The sequence below is a fragment of the Planococcus sp. APC 3906 genome, from assembly GCF_030407685.1.
GTDB classification, from domain to species: domain Bacteria; phylum Bacillota; class Bacilli; order Bacillales_A; family Planococcaceae; genus Planococcus; species Planococcus koreensis.
In genome coordinates, this window is the sequence record NZ_JASDCW010000027.1 from 1 (window position 1) to 15,818 (window position 15,818).

Genomic DNA, 15,818 nt, shown 5'->3' on the forward strand with positions numbered 1-15,818 from the left:
GAACATGCGATATCGTGATATAAGTTTAGACGAACTAGAAGAAATTGAACAAGAACTGCATTTGAGCGAAGAAAGCAGAAAAGGGTTGTTGAATTACACGAAAATCGAGATTTATGATGCGATGCATACGCATTTGTCGATCCTCAGCAAAGACGATAAAGACTACCTTGATTATTATACATATATAAAGAAAAAATTGGTGTGCTATTTACTGCGCTATAGTTCAAGCGTCCATGGAAGCACTGCAAAAGAACGTGCAAAAGCTGAAAAAGTATTGAAAAGAGTGCAAAGCTACGATCGCAAAAACCCGATCGTATCTTATCGATTAGGCTGCCTGGCTTATGTGCAAAAAAAATTCAGCGAATCCATCGTCCATTTCCAAAAGGCGTTGGACTTTCAGAAGGACTATAGCGACGGAGCATTCCTGCTCAGCACGGAACAAATAAACCGAGCGGTCTTGTACTTGTCGAATTGCTCATTGCATACGGCATGCCAGGCGTTGGTTATCGGCTCAGAAAATGGGCAGAACAACGGAGCAGGAAATCCGATTTTTACCGGCTTTTTCACTCAGCTCAGCTATAATGAAGGCGTATTGAAATCCCAAGCATATCGCATGACGACATTGGACGGCACCGAATATTGTTCAATAGAGGAATGCAGCGAGACATGCAGTTCAGCGCCAAAAGACACAGTCATGCTGTTTTTCAGAGACACAGGCACGGAGCTCCACTTCAATGGCATAAAGGAGGCAGTGGCTGCACCGCACGCACACGTTCTGCGCCATCTTCTTTTAAATGCGCACCGGCTGAAAGCTGTAACGCCCGTCTGCTTAAAAGACTATTTTTTGGATAGCCATGTAATCGGAGGAGCATCGAAGCATGCCCTCGAACCGGTGATGGAAAACTTGAATACATTGTTGACGGAACTTGAAACACAGATTTCGATCAAAGAAACAGACGGCGGATATCAGTTGATCGGTTCATTCGAATATATTTTGATGGACCGGGCCGATGAACATTTGGCGGATTAATAAAAAACAGGAAAGCTGCTCCAAAGACCATTTTCATGGCTTTGAGCAGCTTTTTTCTTTGGAGCGCTGAATAACTGCTGGTTAATGGGATGCAAAAAAAAGGGGTTAAAACGTATTGCTTCGGAATCCGAATAAAATATGTAAATAGAGCTATGTGATTTATTTACAATAGATACATACTACCTATTCCAAATATACTGAATTATTTATACAATTTACCAGTACCATAAAACGTTTAGGGGGTCGAACAATGTTAAAAGTCTTTTCTACATCAGCTTTAACACTTGCTTTAGTCGGCAGCGCAGTTTTTGCCGGAGTGAACTCCAATGGCTCAACTGCCGAACAGGTAAGCCATCAAAGTGAGTTGAGCTTAGCGCATCATGTCGGAGCTTCTCCGGAACTCTCCGAAAAAGCTAAAGAACTCGGCATTGATCTGTCAAAAGCGGATCCAGCAGAAAAGTTAATGAATAAAGGCGAGAAGTTCCAAGCGCCAGGCGACAACCATGTTGCTTATAACCAAACCGAAGGGGACGTGCCGGTTCTCGTGCTTCTGGCGAAATACAAGGAAGGCGATGAGCCAATCGGTGATATGAAGGGGCAAGTGCCTGCAGCATATTACGAAGATTTGATATTCGGTGATGAATACAATCCGTATGAATTGGAGCAATTCCAGCAATACGCAGAATATAATGGTGTGAAAGTACCGACAGACCGTACGATGCAAAATGTCTATAAAGAGTCCAGTAACGGGAAAGTAAACCTTGTCCGCAAAGAAAATACGGATTTTGCTTGGGTGGAATTGCCAAAAGGGGCTTCCTATTACTTGGATCAAGATGGCACATATGCTGAAAATGGCAAGTATGTCCTGGGCAACGCAAATGGTGATGCACATACAGGAGAATTCGTACGAGATCTATTGGCAGCGGCTGACAGCGAAATCGACTTCTCGAAATACGCTATGGACGGCGAAGTGCCGAATATATTCGTCGTACATGAAGGGACCGGTGCAGAATTCAGCAGTGATCCGGCACAGTTCTGGTCGCATAAATGGAGCTTGTTGAGTGCATTGTATTACGGTAAATACTACGAAACTGGGAAGCCGGCAGATGTTTATGCAGGCATGGACCAAGGTGCATGGATTGATCAAACCGTCAAAGAAGACATGACGTATGACGGTGTTGTCGTAGACAATTACAATATCCAGCCTGGAATCGGAGGCAACGTGGCGGGCTATGACGCCGCTACAGACTCATACGACAGCAAACTGGCAACTGGGCCATTCCCGGCACAGCCAGGGGTTTACGCCCATGAATTCGGCCACGCACTCGGATTACCGGATTTCTATGATACTGTCTATTCATCAGAAGGCGTAGGGAACTACTCGATGATGGCAGGTGGATCGTGGATGCGCTATCCGAATGCGGCAGCTTATTCAGGGAATTCACCGACACTTTTTGATCCGTTCTCTAAAGTTTTCCTTGGCTGGGCAAATCCAGTAGAGGTAGCGCCAGGCGCGGCACAGACGATTACATTGCCGCCGATCAACGAAGCAGCAGCTGACAACGGAATCGTCAAAATGGAAGTTCCGGGCTCTAATGGAACCGAATACTTCTTATTCGAAAACGTTCAGCAAAAAGGGTTTAACCAAGGGTTGAGCCGCCAAGGGGAAGATGCCCATGGTTTGTTGGCATGGCATGTTGATGAAAACATCATCAATCTTTACCAAACTGCAGGATTCCGGCCGAATAACGTAGAAAACTGGATGAACAAACGCTATCAATACAATCAGTTCCAAATGGCTTCCGACGGGACTAAAGTGACCCATTATGGATTGTCAGTCCTGCAAGCGGACGGCAAATACGATTTGGAAAAGAACGCAAACCGTGGAGACGCTGCCGACTTCTTTAAAACAGGCGATGAAATCACACCTGTTTCAAGCAATGTCCATTCGGGATCGTATTATTTCTGGAAAGGCAATAATGCAACACCAGCAGATTCCGGAATTCATGTAACGGACATTGTGGAAAATGGAGATGGCTCGATCACAGCTAAATTCTTCTACAATGCAAATTCAAGCAAAAAATAACACTCAATACCTTAAAGCCGCGGCTCCTGAACTTACTGGAGCCGCGGCTTTTTCATGAAAAAAACGCCCCGAAGGACGTTTGAGTGGTTATCTGCTGCGCAGTTTTGACAGCAAACGCAGAATTTCAAGGTATAGCCAAATCAAGGTGACCAGCAAACCGAACGCACCGTACCATTCATAATACTTCGGCACTCCTTTATTGGCGGCATTCTCGATAAAGTCGAAATCCAGCACCAGATTCAATGCGGCGATAATGACGATGACCACGCTGATGGCAATGCCCAATGGCGTGGCTTCATGCAAATGAGGAATTTCGAAACCGAAAAAGCCGCCGATAAATGAAATCAGGTAGACGATGAAAATACCGCCTGTAGCTGCAACAACGCCCAGCCGGAAATTTTGGGTGACTTTGATGAACCCCGACTTATAAGCGAGCAATAAACTCAACAGCACCCCGATGGTCAATAGTACAGCTTGAAAAACGATGCCGCCGTATTGGACTTCGTATTGTGCAGATATCGCTCCGACAAACAGCCCTTCCAGCAACGCGTATAGCGGCGCTGTGAACGGTGATACCTTTGGCACGAAGATTGTGATCAACGCGACAATAAGCCCTCCGATTGCGCCGACAAGCATCAACAGCAACGCGCTTTCCGGATTGCTAAGGAATAAGTTCCAGGAAAGGACGAACGTGGCCAGCAGCAATAACAATAAAATCAAGGTTTTGTTGACCGTACCTTGAATGGTCATAGGGCGCCCGGCAACGGCGCCGCTGTGTTTCGTAAACGATTCATTTTTTAAACTCGGATTTCCGCTTCTCATAAATCTCACCTCTTTTAATAATTGGTACTTATACAAGTATATCCTTTATTTTCTACTTGGACAAAAATATACCGGAATAGAATTTCGATTTAGTTATATAACGGAAAGATGTGTGCAAGGATCGGGCAAAAATAAAAGAATTGAGTTAAACTAGAAAAAGCTAGGTATACAAGAGAATCACTGGGGGTCCATTTATGAACAGCTTTATCGTCATGCAGGGAGAAACGTATCATGAAGAACGGAACGCTGGAATCCTGTGGACGCCACGCATTGATAAATCCGGGATGGTGCCGCATTCGTGGAAAAGAATGCACGAACTGAAAGAAGGAGATCATGTTTTCCATTACGTAAAAGGGCAGATCGTCGCCATCAGCCTTATTACACAAGGCTGCAAAAACAGCATAATTCCAGGCGGGACAGAAGAAGTTTTCATCGCACAAGCCGTCTACCACGAGTTGGATTTCCCACTCGCTGTGCGAGATTATTTTGACGCAATCGAGCCTTTATTGCCATTGAAATATTCGCCTTTTCAGGAAGATGCGAGCGGCAATTCAGGCTATTTATACCCATGCAATGAAGAACTGGCCATGAAGCTGCTGGAAGTTATCACCAGCCTGAATTTTTTTGCAGTAGAAGAAGAGCAACTCGAGTTGGCGATAGAAGTGGTCAAAAGATCTACCCACAATCCGCTAATGACCATGATTTCAGAGATGGAAATGGAAATAAAGGAAAAAATGCGCCGCAGTAAAAAACAATTCAGCAAAAGCCTTATGCAATTATGGCATAATGAATGCCCGCTCTGTGGAATCGCCATCGATGCGGCATTAGCCGCAAGCTATGCGAAACCGTGGAAAGACAGCACCGATGCCGAAAGGTTGGATCCGCACAACGGCATCTTGTTATGTGCAAACCATGCAGCATTGTTCACATCGGGGTTGATTTCATTTACAGGAGGAGGGCAGCTGCATATCGCGAGCCGGATTCCGGAAGCGCAATACGCTGTCTATGGACTCAAGAAGGCCGCAAAGGTGCCAGCGACTCTTGAACATGCGCCTTATTTCCGCTGGCATAAACGCAATATCTACATCGAACCGAAAAAACTGAAGCTGGCAAAAACAGTGGAAGAGCGCTGAACAAGAGCTTCTGCCAAAAAAGCGTTTGTTAAACAGCAGGATGGTGAAGCTGAATTTCCAGACGAAGCGATAAAACAGTGAAAATTTTAAAATGCGAGGCTTACAAGTGCATGCATTCCTTTAGAAGCACCTTTCATCGAGGTGCTTTTAAATTTGAAGGAAATTTTTATTTTTCTATGGATAAATGGGTATTTTTGGTATGATGAAAAAAAGGGAACACCATTGAAGGGGTGCTGATTTTTAAATTGAAAAGAGGGAGAGGCTGAATGGAGTTCGAAATCGGCAATGGCACTTTGCATCTGCCATCACTGGATATTACAATAATCGCAATAATTTCAATTTCCTTGTTAATAAAATGGAGCAAGCAGTTGGAAACACGGCGCTTTACCATTTTCATTTATTTTTTAATCAGCACTTATATTGCACCGGTTTTTTCCAGCAGTTCAGATGAAAAGGAATTTCAGCTTTGGTTTCCGCTTGGATTTATCATCATGTTCTTTTACTTGAATCGCAGCGAAAAATACCATCCATCGAAAATGAAAGCCAGTGTTTTGGGGTTGTGCATCGCGTTGTATCGGATCGTTCTCCATTACATTGGCTAGGATAATCGATCTTGAAAATCATTTATAAACAGAAAAGGAGCGATGGGCGTGGAATTTTACAATACCATTGGGGAATTTCTATTGAGTCTACTGTTATGGTGGGGATTGCTTTTCGTGTTCCAAAGAGTTTCGAACCGCTACCCAGAAAGGAACTCCTGGAAAAAAGATCTTTCCGTTACGTTTGTCCAAAGTCTCATTGTCCTTTTCATTTTCAATGCTTTGCGGTATTTCACAAATTTGTATTAGACAAAATTCACCTTATGTCTTGTGCATGAGTTAACGCTGGCGGTGCTTCGTGATTTAAAAGTTCAGTGTTGGTGAACACGTATTTATTCCATAAGCCCAATGATGTTGTGGACTTTCATAAACCCATAAAAACAAGTTCCTTCTATATAATAGATGAAAAAGAGCTGCCGAGAATTCTCGGCAGCTCTTTTGGTATTCATTATTTTTTGCCCAAGCTTTTTCCCATGCCTTTCAGGAAATTCAAGCCGAATTTGATCGAGCGGTTGATGTCCGGATCTTTCAGCGATTTCATCAATTGGAAAATACCGACTTTCTTATCGCTTGTGCGTTCCGCTTCCGCTTCTTTCAAGCCATCTGCGACGCTTGCTGCGAGCTTTTCGGTCGTAGCGGGATCGATGGCCGTAAGCGCACCAGCCGCACTCATCATGTTATTGATGAGGTTGGTGACGGGTTCACGTGTTGCTTGGTGCACGACGATTTCAGTGATGCCTTCTTTTGCTTTGACCATTGCCAGTGCAGCGTCAAGGATGCCCGCGTCATTCAAGTCACCGGTGATTTGCAGCAATTTATTCAATGCCTGGTCTTGTTCTGCAAGCAGGGACTCAAGCTCTTTCAGCTTATTGTGCCGAATTTCATCTGGGCTCAGCTGTTTTTTCTTCAAGTGAGTGATCGGACTCGCCATAGGACATCACCTTTCTACTTTTTGATCGGTCAAATGCACATAACCTTCACGCGCCCATTTCCGTGCGACTTCAATGCCGGACTGCGGGTTGCGTTTTTTGTCGCGCGGATTAGAGCGCGGCAATGGCCGTTTGCCGTGTTCTTTCAAGACTTCCATGCGAACTTTCGTCTGCTTGTATGCAGGGGTATTCGTCCGTTGGTCGACAGCGGGACCTGTCAGGAAGTTGATCGCTGTCTCTTTTTTGACCGAGTTCATCGGCAGGAACAATTCATTGCCTTTGACGCGGGCAGTGACAATAACAGGCAGTTTTAACGCGCCGTATGGCGAAACCAGACGGACGGTCGAACCGTCTTCAAGGCCGCGTTCAGCGGCCAGTTCAGGCGACACTTCAACAAAGGTTTCAGGCAGTTTCGATTGGATGCCTGAAGATTTATTCGTCATATTGCCTTCATGGAAATGTTCCAACAGGCGTCCGTTATTGATGTGCAAATCATATTCCTCAGGGAATACAACCGGCTCGACCCAGTCAGACAAAGCGAAACGCGCTTTTTTGTCAGGGAAGTTGAAGCCATCCACATACAGGAGGGGAGTGCTCGAGCCATCCAGGCTGCCCCATAGGAAGCTGTTCCAGCCTTCCATCGAAGCATAATCCGCTTGGCTGAACAACGGCGACAAGCTCGCCATTTCCGCAAAGATTTCGCTTGGGTGGCTGTAATTCCAGCCAGCGCCCAGGCGATTCGCGATTTCCTGGACAATCCACCAATCTGCTTTCGACTCGCCAAGTTCAGGCAATGCCCGGTAAAGGCGCTGAACACGTCTTTCAGTGTTCGTGAATGTTCCTTCTTTTTCCAAGGACGGAGCGGCAGGCAAAATGACATCTGCGTATTGTGCCGTACGGGAGAAGAAAATATCCTGGACAACAAAGAAATCCAGTTTTGAAAGTACTTCATCCACGTGGTTGGCGTTTGAATCGACAAGTGCCATATCTTCGCCGACAACGTACATGGCTTTCATGATGCCTTCATCGACAGCCTGCAGCATTTGGATGTTATCCATGCCGGGCTTGTCATCGATTTTTACGCCGTAAGCTGTCTCGAATTTCAAGCGGGCGTTTTCATCTGTAACATGCTGGTAGCCAGGAAGCCAGCCAGGAAGTGAGCCCATATCGCAGGCGCCTTGTACGTTATTGTGGCCGCGGAGCGGATATGCACCCGCACCCGGGCGGCGGTAATTGCCTGTCGCAAGCAATAAGTTGGAAATGGCAGCGGACGTATCCGAGCCGCCAGTGTTTTGTGTTACGCCCATGCCCCAAAGGATGCATGTGCCATCAGCATCGCGAACCAATTCAGCAATATTGATCAATTGCTCTCTTGGAATGCCGGTCTGCTGCTCAGCGTATTCCAATGTGTATTGGTTCAACACTTCAGTGAACTCACCGAAATGATTGACGTTTTCGTCGATAAAGCGCTGGTCGTGCCAGCCGTTGTCGATCATGTATTTCGTGACCGCCATCAGCCATACCTGATCCGTCCCTTGTTTCGGGGTGATGAAGATATCCGAGCGTTCCGCCATTTCGTTTTTCCGCATATCTGCGACAACCAATTTCTGTTCATGCAATTTATGCGCCCGCTTAACGCGGGTTGCGAGCACCGGATGGCCTTCTGCAGGGTTCGCACCCACAATAATGACGAGTCCAGCGCTGCCGATGTCTTTGATTGTACCGGCATCGCCGCCCATGCCGACTGTGCGGAATAAACCGTCAGTTGCAGGAGACTGGCAATAACGTGAGCAATTGTCGACGTTATTTGATTCGAACACTTGGCGCGTCAATTTTTGGATGACGTAATTGTCTTCATTGGTGATTTTCGAAGAAGAAATGACGCCGATTGCGTCCTTGCCGTAGCTGTCGTTGATTTCCTTGAATTTTGAAGCAACAAGATCGAGCGCTTCTTCCCAAGTGGCTTCAACAAACTCATCGCCTTGACGGATCATCGGTGTCGTGATGCGTTCTTCGCTATTGACGAAGTCCCAGCCGAATTTGCCTTTTACGCAAGTGGAAATCTGGTTTGCAGGTGCTTCCGATACAGGCTGGATTTTAAGGATTTTACGGTCTTTTGTCCATACTTCAAACGAACAGCCGACGCCGCAGAACGTACAAACGGTTTTCGTTTTTTTCGTGCGTGTTTCCCGCATTGTCGCTTCTGCGTCGGAAATGGCCAAAATGCCGCTGTATCCAGGCTCCACATCTTTGACCAAATCGATCAATGGCGTCATGATGGGTTCCGGGATTGCTGTCATAAAGCCGGCTTCGCCAAGCATCGATGTTTCCATCAACGCGTTGCACGGGCAGGCCGTGACGCATTGGCCGCAGCTGACACAAGAAGAATCGTTGATTTTTGCGCCGCCGTCCCACAGTACGATCGGGCGGTCGCGTTCCCAATCCATTGTCAAAGTTTCGTTGACTTGGAGGTTTTGGCACACTTCGACGCATTGGCCGCAGGCGATGCACTGGTTCGGGTCGTAGCGGTAGAACGGGTTCGTCAAATCGACTTCGTCAACTGAACATTTCGGTTCGAACGGGTATTTCTGGTGCTCGATTTCCATCATGTCCACGGTGTTATGTACTTTGCAATTGCCGTTATTGTTGTCGCAGACCGTACAGTACAACAAATGGTTTTCTAAAATCCGGTCCATCGCTTCTGTCTGCGCCTCTTTTGCACGCGGGGAAGCGAGCTGGACGTCCATGCCGCTGACGGCTTTTGTTGAACAAGCGCGTTTCAGCTCGCCATTCACTTCCATGATGCACGTATCGCACGTTTCAATCGGATCGACTTCCGGCATGTAGCAAATTTGCGGATGCAGTATTTTCTGTTCGTTGATCACTTGCAAAATAGTCTGGCCGTCTTTGAATTCATAAGACGCGCCGTTGATGTTGATTGACATGCAAATACCTCCTTTTGGGGTTGTTTCATAATAAAAATTGCTGGTGAATTTGAAATAAAAAAATCCCACTATGAAAAAATACACCTTGACAAGTGCACATGATTCATAGTGGAATAGTGTCTTAACAGGACTTGCTAAAAGACCAATCCAATATTCTAATGGGATGAAAGCGCTGCCGCACTTAAATACGGCAATGCCTACGTATGCTATTATTATAAACAATATAATTTTCATACACAATCAATTTATCAAATAGTTACAAATAATTGTATTTTGAAGGAGAAAAAGAACATCATGTCCAAACAAATCCATGAATTCAACGATATCATCCGCAAACTCCGTAAAAACCTTTTTGGCAAAGGTCCAGAACGCATCCATACGGTTTTCGTCAACGAGATGGCCATTTCTACGCTTCATGGAAATTTGAGCCCCTCAGAAGAATTTATTGCACGGACGCCGGAAGGCAGGGAAATGGTCCATGCCGCCCGTACGCGGATGATCCAAAGCGTTTATGCAGAAGCAGCGCCGGAAGGCATGGAAGAACTGGTCGGCGCAAAATTCATCCACCTTTTCTCCGACATCAAAGTGGAAGATGATATCGCCGTGTCTGTTTTTTTATTCGACCGTCCGATCGACCAAAAAGCGGATTCGGGAGGGAAAATAGATGGCGCAAGATAAAACACGCACCATCCGCCGCTATGAGCGGGGCACATTCGTTGAAAAAGAAGACCGGGTTGTCGTCGAACAGCCGCTGACGATCAAAATCAATGGCAAAGAATTCATCACGATTGTCTGCTCGCCGGAATACGTGGAAGAAATGGCCATCGGTTTTTTAGCATCTGAAAAGATCATCCCGAATTACAAGGACATCGAAGAAATCCGCGTGGATGAAAAAAGCGGAATCGTCCACATCACCGCAGCCAAAGTTTATCCGTTTTTTGAGCAGCTGCAGAATAAGCGTTTTATCAGTTCATGCTGCGGGATGAGCCGCCAAGGATTCGTCTTTGCGCACGATGCGATGATTGCGAAAAAAATGGACAGCACACGCGTAACGCTGACGCCGGAAAATTGTTTCAGCCTGATGGAGCAGCTGGCGGACTCCGCGGAAATGTTCAAAAAGACAGGCGGCGTCCACAATGCTGCGCTTTGCGATGCGAATGGCATCATCGTATCGCGCATGGACATCGGGCGGCATAACGCACTCGACAAAATCTATGGTCACTGCCTGATGAACGACATCAGCGTGGCAGACAAAGTCATTGTTTTCAGCGGCCGCATCTCTTCTGAAATTTTGCTGAAAGTCGCGAAAATCGGCTGTGAAATCGTATTGTCGAAGTCTGCCCCGACAGAACTGGCGTTGGCACTTGCAGAAGAACTGGGCATCACGACAGTCGGTTTTATCCGCGGCCAATCTTTTAATGTCTACACTAATCCGCAGCGCATCGTCGGTGCGTAGCAGCTTTTTCTTGAAAAGAAAAAAGGGTGACAAACAAATACCGCGGTGCTATGATTCTAAACGTCTTAATATTTTGAAATCGGGCATCGCGCATTTTTGGATTATTTTGGCATATGTATTTTTTGCTTTAAAAAGTAAGCGTTTCCGAAAACTGATGAATTAGACATTCTAAGTTCATTTTACATAAGCATAAATAAGATTTTAGGAGGCAAGCGCAAGATGAAAAAGAAACCGAAAAACAGGTGGCTTATTGCCTTATCGGCAGTCGGCATCCATATCTCCATCGGCTCTGTTTACGCCTGGAGCAATTTCACGAATCCATTGATTGACCAATTCGGCTGGACCACGAGCCAAGTACAGCTTACGTTCAGCATCGCTATTTTATTTTTGGGCTTATCCGCTGCATTTTTCGGCAGCTTTGTAGAAAAATACGGTCCGCGCAAAGCCGGTCTGGTCGCTGCCATCTTTTTCGGAACAGGCATTATCGGCTCTGGATTTGCAGTCGGCTTGTCGTCATTGCCGCTGCTGTATGTGTTTTACGGCGCGCTTGGGGGCATCGGACTCGGCATCGGGTACATCGCACCGGTTTCAACGTTGGTCAAATGGTTTCCGGACCGACGCGGACTGGCGACCGGGCTTGCCATCATGGGCTTCGGCTTTGCGGCTGCCATCAGCAGCCCGATCATGGAAATGCTGATCACTTCGGTCGGCCTCGAAAGCACATTTTACATTTTAGGTGCTTCTTACCTGACAATTATGGTGCTGTCTTCGCTATACCTTGAAAAACCGCCGGAAGGCTGGATGCCTGCGGGCTTCCAAGAAAAACTCGATACCGGCAAAGTTCAGCGCAAAACGGATTTGGCTGAGCTGACAGCGAACGAAGCTGTAAAAACGAAACGCTTTTACTATTTGTGGTTTATGCTCTTTATCAACGTCACGTGCGGCATCGCAATCCTGTCAGCCGCTAAACCGCTGGCAATCGACAGCATCGGCATGACGACAGTGCAAGCTGCGGCATTAGTCGGCGTGCTTGGCATATTCAACGGCCTTGGCCGCTTAGGCTGGGCGACAATTTCCGATTACATCGGGCGCCCGAACACGTATACTGCGTTCTTTGTCATCCAAATTGCATTATTTGCGTTATTGCCATTCACGACAAACGCTTTGCTGTTCCAAGTGATGCTGGCTATCGTCTATACTTGCTACGGCGGCGGGTTCGCTTCGATCCCGGCGTACATCGCAGATATTTTCGGCACGAAACAATTGGGCGCAATCCACGGCTATATTTTGACTGCCTGGGCTGCAGCCGGGCTTGCGGGTCCAATGTTTGCAGCATACATGAAAGACCAGACAGGCAGCTACGAAGGAAGTTTGCTGTTTTTCGCGGGCCTCTTCGTCATCGCTTTGATTATTTCCCTGGTTATTCGAGTGGATATAAAACGGATCCGTTCGCTTACTAAAAAATCTTCAGTCAAACCTGTCAACAAAGTGGTCAGTGAGTAATTTCGAAAACAATCGGCCGTGGAATCTTCGGATTTCACGGCCGATTTTTATTGTTTCATCAAATTTGCTGTAAAGTTTTCTGGCTTTCTTGAATGTTATTGGCGTAGAATGGCAATATTGATAGGAAAATTCATTAAAACCTTTTGTTGATAGAGGAAGTGGCATAATGCGATTGAAAAATAAATTCATGCTGTTGGCTTTATCAAGTTTTTTCGTGGCTGCCTGTGCTGCACAGCCTGCAGCCAAAGAAGAAACCTTGATGGTGTCGGCGGCTTCAAGTTTATCCGGTGCCATGGATGAGCTGGCAGCCGGTTTTGAACAGGTCAATCCCGGAATCGCCATTGTCACGAATCTAGGTTCGTCCAGCAAACTGAGAAGCCAGATCGAAAACGGTGCACCTGCTGATGTCTTTTTATCAGCGAGTGCAGAAGATGTGGAGCTCTTGGTGGAAGACGGGTTAGCGGACGTTAAAAGCGTGTCACCGTTTGCCGGGAATCAATTGGTGCTGGCGTCATCTTCTGAAATTGGGGAAGCTCCAGATGTGAAATCCATGTTAGCGTCTTTCGACGGGACGTTTGCCATTGCGGAACCCGCCAGCGTTCCGCTAGGGGGCTATACAAAAAAAGCCTTGGAAGCGATTGGAATGTGGCAGCCTTTGGAAGGGCAGTTGATATATGCGAAAGACGCCCGCCAAGTCGTGACGTATCTGGAAAGCGGCAATGCAAATGCGGGAGTCATTTACGCATCTGATGCAGCTTTGTCGGAAACCGTTAAAAACATGGACAAAATGCCGCTGGAAAGTGTGGAAATCAATTACCCGGCTGCCCTGCTTTCGAATTCGGAGCAACCGGATCATGCCGGAAAGTTCCTGGCTTATCTATTATCTGAAGAAGGGCAGGCCATCATTGAGGAATATGGGTTTTTGACGGCAGAAAGGCTGCAGCCATGACGCCATACGATTTGTCTCCATTGTTCTTATCGCTGAAAGTTGCGGGTATTTCGACAATCTGTGTGTTCATTGTCAGCATCGCATTGGCCCGATTGATGGTAAGAAAAGAATTTTTTGGCAAAAGCATAGTCGATGCCTTCATTCTTTTGCCGCTTGTGCTCCCGCCGACAGTAATCGGGTTTGCGCTCATCGTGCTGTTCGGGGTCAATGGACCGCTGGGCATCTTGCTGGAAAACCTTTTCGGTTTCCGCGTGGTCTTTACGTGGATCGGGGCAGCCATTGCTTCGTTTGTTGTATCGCTGCCGCTCATGTACCAAAGTGTGCTTGCAGCTTTTGAAAAAGTGGACCCGCGATGGGAAAACGTCGGACGGACGATGGGCGTTTCAGAATGGCGCATATTCCGGACTGTGACCTTCCCGCTTGCCTGGCCAGGCATCCTGGCCGGCGTGATCTTGGCCTTTGCACGGGCGATCGGAGAATTCGGCGCAACGCTGATGATTGCCGGCTACATACCGGGGGTGACAGAAACCATCCCGTTGGCGATTTATTTCGCGTATGAAGCGGGACAAATGGACAAAGCCATTTTTTGGGTCGTCATAATTTCGGCGCTTGGCGTCGCTGCGATCGGCTGGGTCAATTATTGGCGCAGGAAAAACGCCATCCGCATTGGAAGGGAATGACGTCGAATGCTTACTGTAGATTTCACGAAAAAACTGGATCATTTTACCTTGTCAATGGCGTTTTCGATGAACGATGAAATCGTGGCGTTGATTGGGCCATCAGGTTCCGGGAAAACGACACTGCTCAATTGCATCGCCGGCATCACGCAGCCGGATGCAGGAATCATTGCATTGAACGGCACGGTTTTTTATCAAAGCGGCCAAAAGCCATTGAAAATACAGAAACGGAAGACTGGTTATTTGTTCCAGGATTATGCCTTATTTCCGCATCTTTCGGTGGAAGAAAACATCTTATACGGCACCAAGCGGGGCAGTGATTTGTCGCATATCACCGCATTATCAAAACTGCTCGGCATCTCGGGATTGCTGGCTAAATACCCGCATCAAATCTCCGGCGGGGAAAAACAGCGGGTCGCGTTAGCCCGGGCGTTGGCGGCGAAGCCGGATATTTTGCTGCTGGACGAGCCTTTTTCCGCTTTGGATGATGATACGCGGGCGAGGTGCCAGGAAGAACTGCATAAAATTCACGAGCAATGGAAGATACCGGTGATTTTTGTGACCCATTTAAAAGCGGATGCCGAAAAACTTGCAGACCGCATTATCAAAGTGGATCAAGGACAAATGACAGAACAAGGATTGTTGGAAAGAGGTGGGGTTGTTGGAACAGAGATACTCAAGGCAGATTTTATTTAACCCGATCGGTGCTGAAGGGCAGGCATCCATTCAACAGGCCGTCATCACGATTATCGGCTGCGGGGCATTGGGCTCAGCAATTGCAGAGTCGATGGTACGTGCCGGAGCCGGCGAAATCCATCTGGTGGACCGGGATTATGTCGAGTTTTCAAATCTGCAGCGCCAGCAGCTATTCACGGAAGAAGATGCGCAAGCGATGACACCGAAAGTGGTGGCAGCTGAAAAAAGGCTGAAAGCAATCAGGAAAGACCTTCAACTCCATACATATCTTGAAAACCTAGATGCCGCATTGATGGAAACACTCATCAAAAAAAGCACCCTTGTGATGGATGCTACAGATAATTTCGAAACGCGGCTATTGATCAATGATGCCAGCGTCAAATATGGCGTGCCTTGGATTTACGGCGCTTGCGTCGGCAGTTCCGGGGCTGTTTTTCCGTTCGTTCCGGGACAAGGTTCCTGTTTCCGCTGTTTGGTTCCAGTGCTGCCAGCGGTCAATGAAACCTGTGACACAGTGGGCATCATTTCACCCTCTGTCCAGGTGACTGCCGCTTTGCAATGTGCGGAAGCGATGAAATGGCTGAGCGGAAACAAACAGGCCATGAGGAAAAAAGTGCATTATTTCAATTTATGGGACAATACCCAATACGATATCGGCATCGTGCGCATCAAAAACCCCACCTGTGAAACTTGTGGTGAGAACCCGAAATTCCCTTCACTTGCACGGAATTCGGAAGGCCTGTACGCCGTATTATGCGGCAGAGAAGCGGTCCAGATTTTGCCGGATCCGGAGCGCAGCATTTCGCTCGATGACGCGGAATTTGCAGCACGCAGGATGGGTGCTGAAGTGAAGCGCACACCTTATTTTGTCCAGATGCAGGCACTTGGTTTTCGAATGGTGTTTTTTGGGAACGGACGCATGATCATCCACGGCATCCGCAATATAGCGGAAGGCCGAAAAATTTATCATCAGCTTTTTGGCTAGACTGAAGG

Annotated in this window: 14 protein-coding genes; 11 read left to right on the forward strand and 3 right to left on the reverse strand. The window is 47.1% G+C overall.

Translation table 11 applies throughout. The features are described 5' to 3' along the window. A partial coding sequence (locus QMA09_RS13785; RefSeq protein WP_290213503.1) for a tetratricopeptide repeat protein occupies nucleotides 1–1,030 on the forward strand: 1,030 nt, incomplete at its 5' end. A 250-nt stretch (nucleotides 1,031–1,280) separates the two neighbouring features. After that, nucleotides 1,281–3,116: a M6 family metalloprotease domain-containing protein gene (locus tag QMA09_RS13790; protein WP_290213504.1), complete on the forward strand. Its 1,836-nt coding sequence runs from the start codon at nucleotides 1,281–1,283 to the stop codon at nucleotides 3,114–3,116. An 87-nt stretch (nucleotides 3,117–3,203) separates the two neighbouring features. Here the strand turns inward: QMA09_RS13790 and QMA09_RS13795 are convergent, their stop codons facing one another. Further along, nucleotides 3,204–3,938 (reverse strand): Bax inhibitor-1/YccA family protein, encoded by a 735-nt coding sequence (locus tag QMA09_RS13795; RefSeq protein WP_290213505.1) that lies wholly within the window; start codon nucleotides 3,936–3,938, stop codon nucleotides 3,204–3,206. A 194-nt stretch (nucleotides 3,939–4,132) separates the two neighbouring features. Between QMA09_RS13795 and QMA09_RS13800 the strand changes: the two genes are divergently transcribed. Both QMA09_RS13800 and QMA09_RS13805 read left to right on the forward strand, forming a co-directional pair. Beyond that, nucleotides 4,133–5,071, forward strand: coding sequence for an HNH endonuclease (locus tag QMA09_RS13800; protein WP_290213506.1), 939 nt, complete (start codon nucleotides 4,133–4,135; stop codon nucleotides 5,069–5,071). A 266-nt stretch (nucleotides 5,072–5,337) separates the two neighbouring features. Continuing rightward, nucleotides 5,338–5,673 (forward strand): hypothetical protein, encoded by a 336-nt coding sequence (locus QMA09_RS13805; protein WP_290213507.1) that lies wholly within the window; start codon nucleotides 5,338–5,340, stop codon nucleotides 5,671–5,673. A 445-nt stretch (nucleotides 5,674–6,118) separates the two neighbouring features. Here the strand turns inward: QMA09_RS13805 and QMA09_RS13810 are convergent, their stop codons facing one another. Then, nucleotides 6,119–6,601, reverse strand: coding sequence for a helical membrane plugin domain-containing protein (locus QMA09_RS13810; protein ID WP_135504646.1), 483 nt, complete (start codon nucleotides 6,599–6,601; stop codon nucleotides 6,119–6,121). A gap of 6 nt (nucleotides 6,602–6,607) precedes the next feature. Beyond that, on the reverse strand, nucleotides 6,608–9,544 hold the full coding sequence (gene fdhF / locus QMA09_RS13815) for a formate dehydrogenase subunit alpha (RefSeq protein ID WP_290213508.1): 2,937 nt from the start codon (nucleotides 9,542–9,544) through the stop codon (nucleotides 6,608–6,610). A 294-nt stretch (nucleotides 9,545–9,838) separates the two neighbouring features. Between fdhF and QMA09_RS13820 the strand changes: the two genes are divergently transcribed. The 7 genes from QMA09_RS13820 to QMA09_RS13850 all read left to right on the forward strand — a co-directional run bounded on the left by QMA09_RS13820 (nucleotide 9,839) and on the right by QMA09_RS13850 (nucleotide 15,810). Continuing rightward, nucleotides 9,839–10,222: a Na-translocating system protein MpsC family protein gene (locus QMA09_RS13820; protein WP_183736512.1), complete on the forward strand. Its 384-nt coding sequence runs from the start codon at nucleotides 9,839–9,841 to the stop codon at nucleotides 10,220–10,222. Next, nucleotides 10,209–11,000 (forward strand): formate dehydrogenase accessory sulfurtransferase FdhD, encoded by a 792-nt coding sequence (gene fdhD / locus QMA09_RS13825; protein WP_183736511.1) that lies wholly within the window; start codon nucleotides 10,209–10,211, stop codon nucleotides 10,998–11,000. The genes QMA09_RS13820 and fdhD overlap by 14 nt, the downstream gene beginning before the upstream one ends. A gap of 219 nt (nucleotides 11,001–11,219) precedes the next feature. Continuing rightward, entirely contained in the window at nucleotides 11,220–12,503 is a 1,284-nt protein-coding gene (locus tag QMA09_RS13830; protein ID WP_290213509.1) for an L-lactate MFS transporter, read from the forward strand. Nucleotides 12,504–12,669: 166 nt separating this feature from the next. Continuing rightward, nucleotides 12,670–13,452 carry a molybdate ABC transporter substrate-binding protein gene (modA, locus tag QMA09_RS13835; RefSeq protein ID WP_135505106.1) on the forward strand — a complete coding sequence of 261 codons (783 nt, stop codon included), beginning with the start codon at nucleotides 12,670–12,672 and terminating at the stop codon, nucleotides 13,450–13,452. Continuing rightward, the gene (gene modB, locus QMA09_RS13840) at nucleotides 13,449–14,132 is read left to right on the forward strand and encodes a molybdate ABC transporter permease subunit (RefSeq protein WP_290213510.1); all 684 of its coding nucleotides are present in this window, start codon (nucleotides 13,449–13,451) and stop codon (nucleotides 14,130–14,132) included. Before modA ends, modB begins: the two co-directional genes overlap by 4 nt. A gap of 6 nt (nucleotides 14,133–14,138) precedes the next feature. Continuing rightward, nucleotides 14,139–14,825, forward strand: a complete 687-nt coding sequence (locus QMA09_RS13845) for an ATP-binding cassette domain-containing protein (RefSeq protein WP_135505102.1) — start codon at nucleotides 14,139–14,141, stop codon at nucleotides 14,823–14,825. Beyond that, a complete protein-coding gene (locus tag QMA09_RS13850; protein WP_290213511.1) occupies nucleotides 14,791–15,810 on the forward strand; it encodes a ThiF family adenylyltransferase in 1,020 nt (339 codons plus the stop codon). Before QMA09_RS13845 ends, QMA09_RS13850 begins: the two co-directional genes overlap by 35 nt. Nucleotides 15,811–15,818 lie beyond the last annotated feature (8 nt).

Bases quoted from the DNA above. Each gene is read 5' to 3' on its own strand.
- QMA09_RS13810 (WP_135504646.1), bottom strand. From the start codon at position 6,601: ATGGCGAGTCCGATCACTCACTTGAAGAAAAAACAGCTGAGCCCAGAT.
- QMA09_RS13790 (WP_290213504.1), top strand. From the start codon at position 1,281: ATGTTAAAAGTCTTTTCTACATCAGCTTTAACACTTGCTTTAGTCGGC.
- modB (WP_290213510.1), top strand. From the start codon at position 13,449: ATGACGCCATACGATTTGTCTCCATTGTTCTTATCGCTGAAAGTTGCG.
- QMA09_RS13800 (WP_290213506.1), top strand. From the start codon at position 4,133: ATGAACAGCTTTATCGTCATGCAGGGAGAAACGTATCATGAAGAACGG.
- QMA09_RS13795 (WP_290213505.1), bottom strand. From the start codon at position 3,938: ATGAGAAGCGGAAATCCGAGTTTAAAAAATGAATCGTTTACGAAACAC.
- QMA09_RS13820 (WP_183736512.1), top strand. From the start codon at position 9,839: ATGTCCAAACAAATCCATGAATTCAACGATATCATCCGCAAACTCCGT.
- QMA09_RS13805 (WP_290213507.1), top strand. From the start codon at position 5,338: ATGGAGTTCGAAATCGGCAATGGCACTTTGCATCTGCCATCACTGGAT.
- QMA09_RS13830 (WP_290213509.1), top strand. From the start codon at position 11,220: ATGAAAAAGAAACCGAAAAACAGGTGGCTTATTGCCTTATCGGCAGTC.
- QMA09_RS13845 (WP_135505102.1), top strand. From the start codon at position 14,139: ATGCTTACTGTAGATTTCACGAAAAAACTGGATCATTTTACCTTGTCA.
- fdhF (WP_290213508.1), bottom strand. From the start codon at position 9,544: ATGTCAATCAACATCAACGGCGCGTCTTATGAATTCAAAGACGGCCAG.
- modA (WP_135505106.1), top strand. From the start codon at position 12,670: ATGCGATTGAAAAATAAATTCATGCTGTTGGCTTTATCAAGTTTTTTC.
- fdhD (WP_183736511.1), top strand. From the start codon at position 10,209: ATGGCGCAAGATAAAACACGCACCATCCGCCGCTATGAGCGGGGCACA.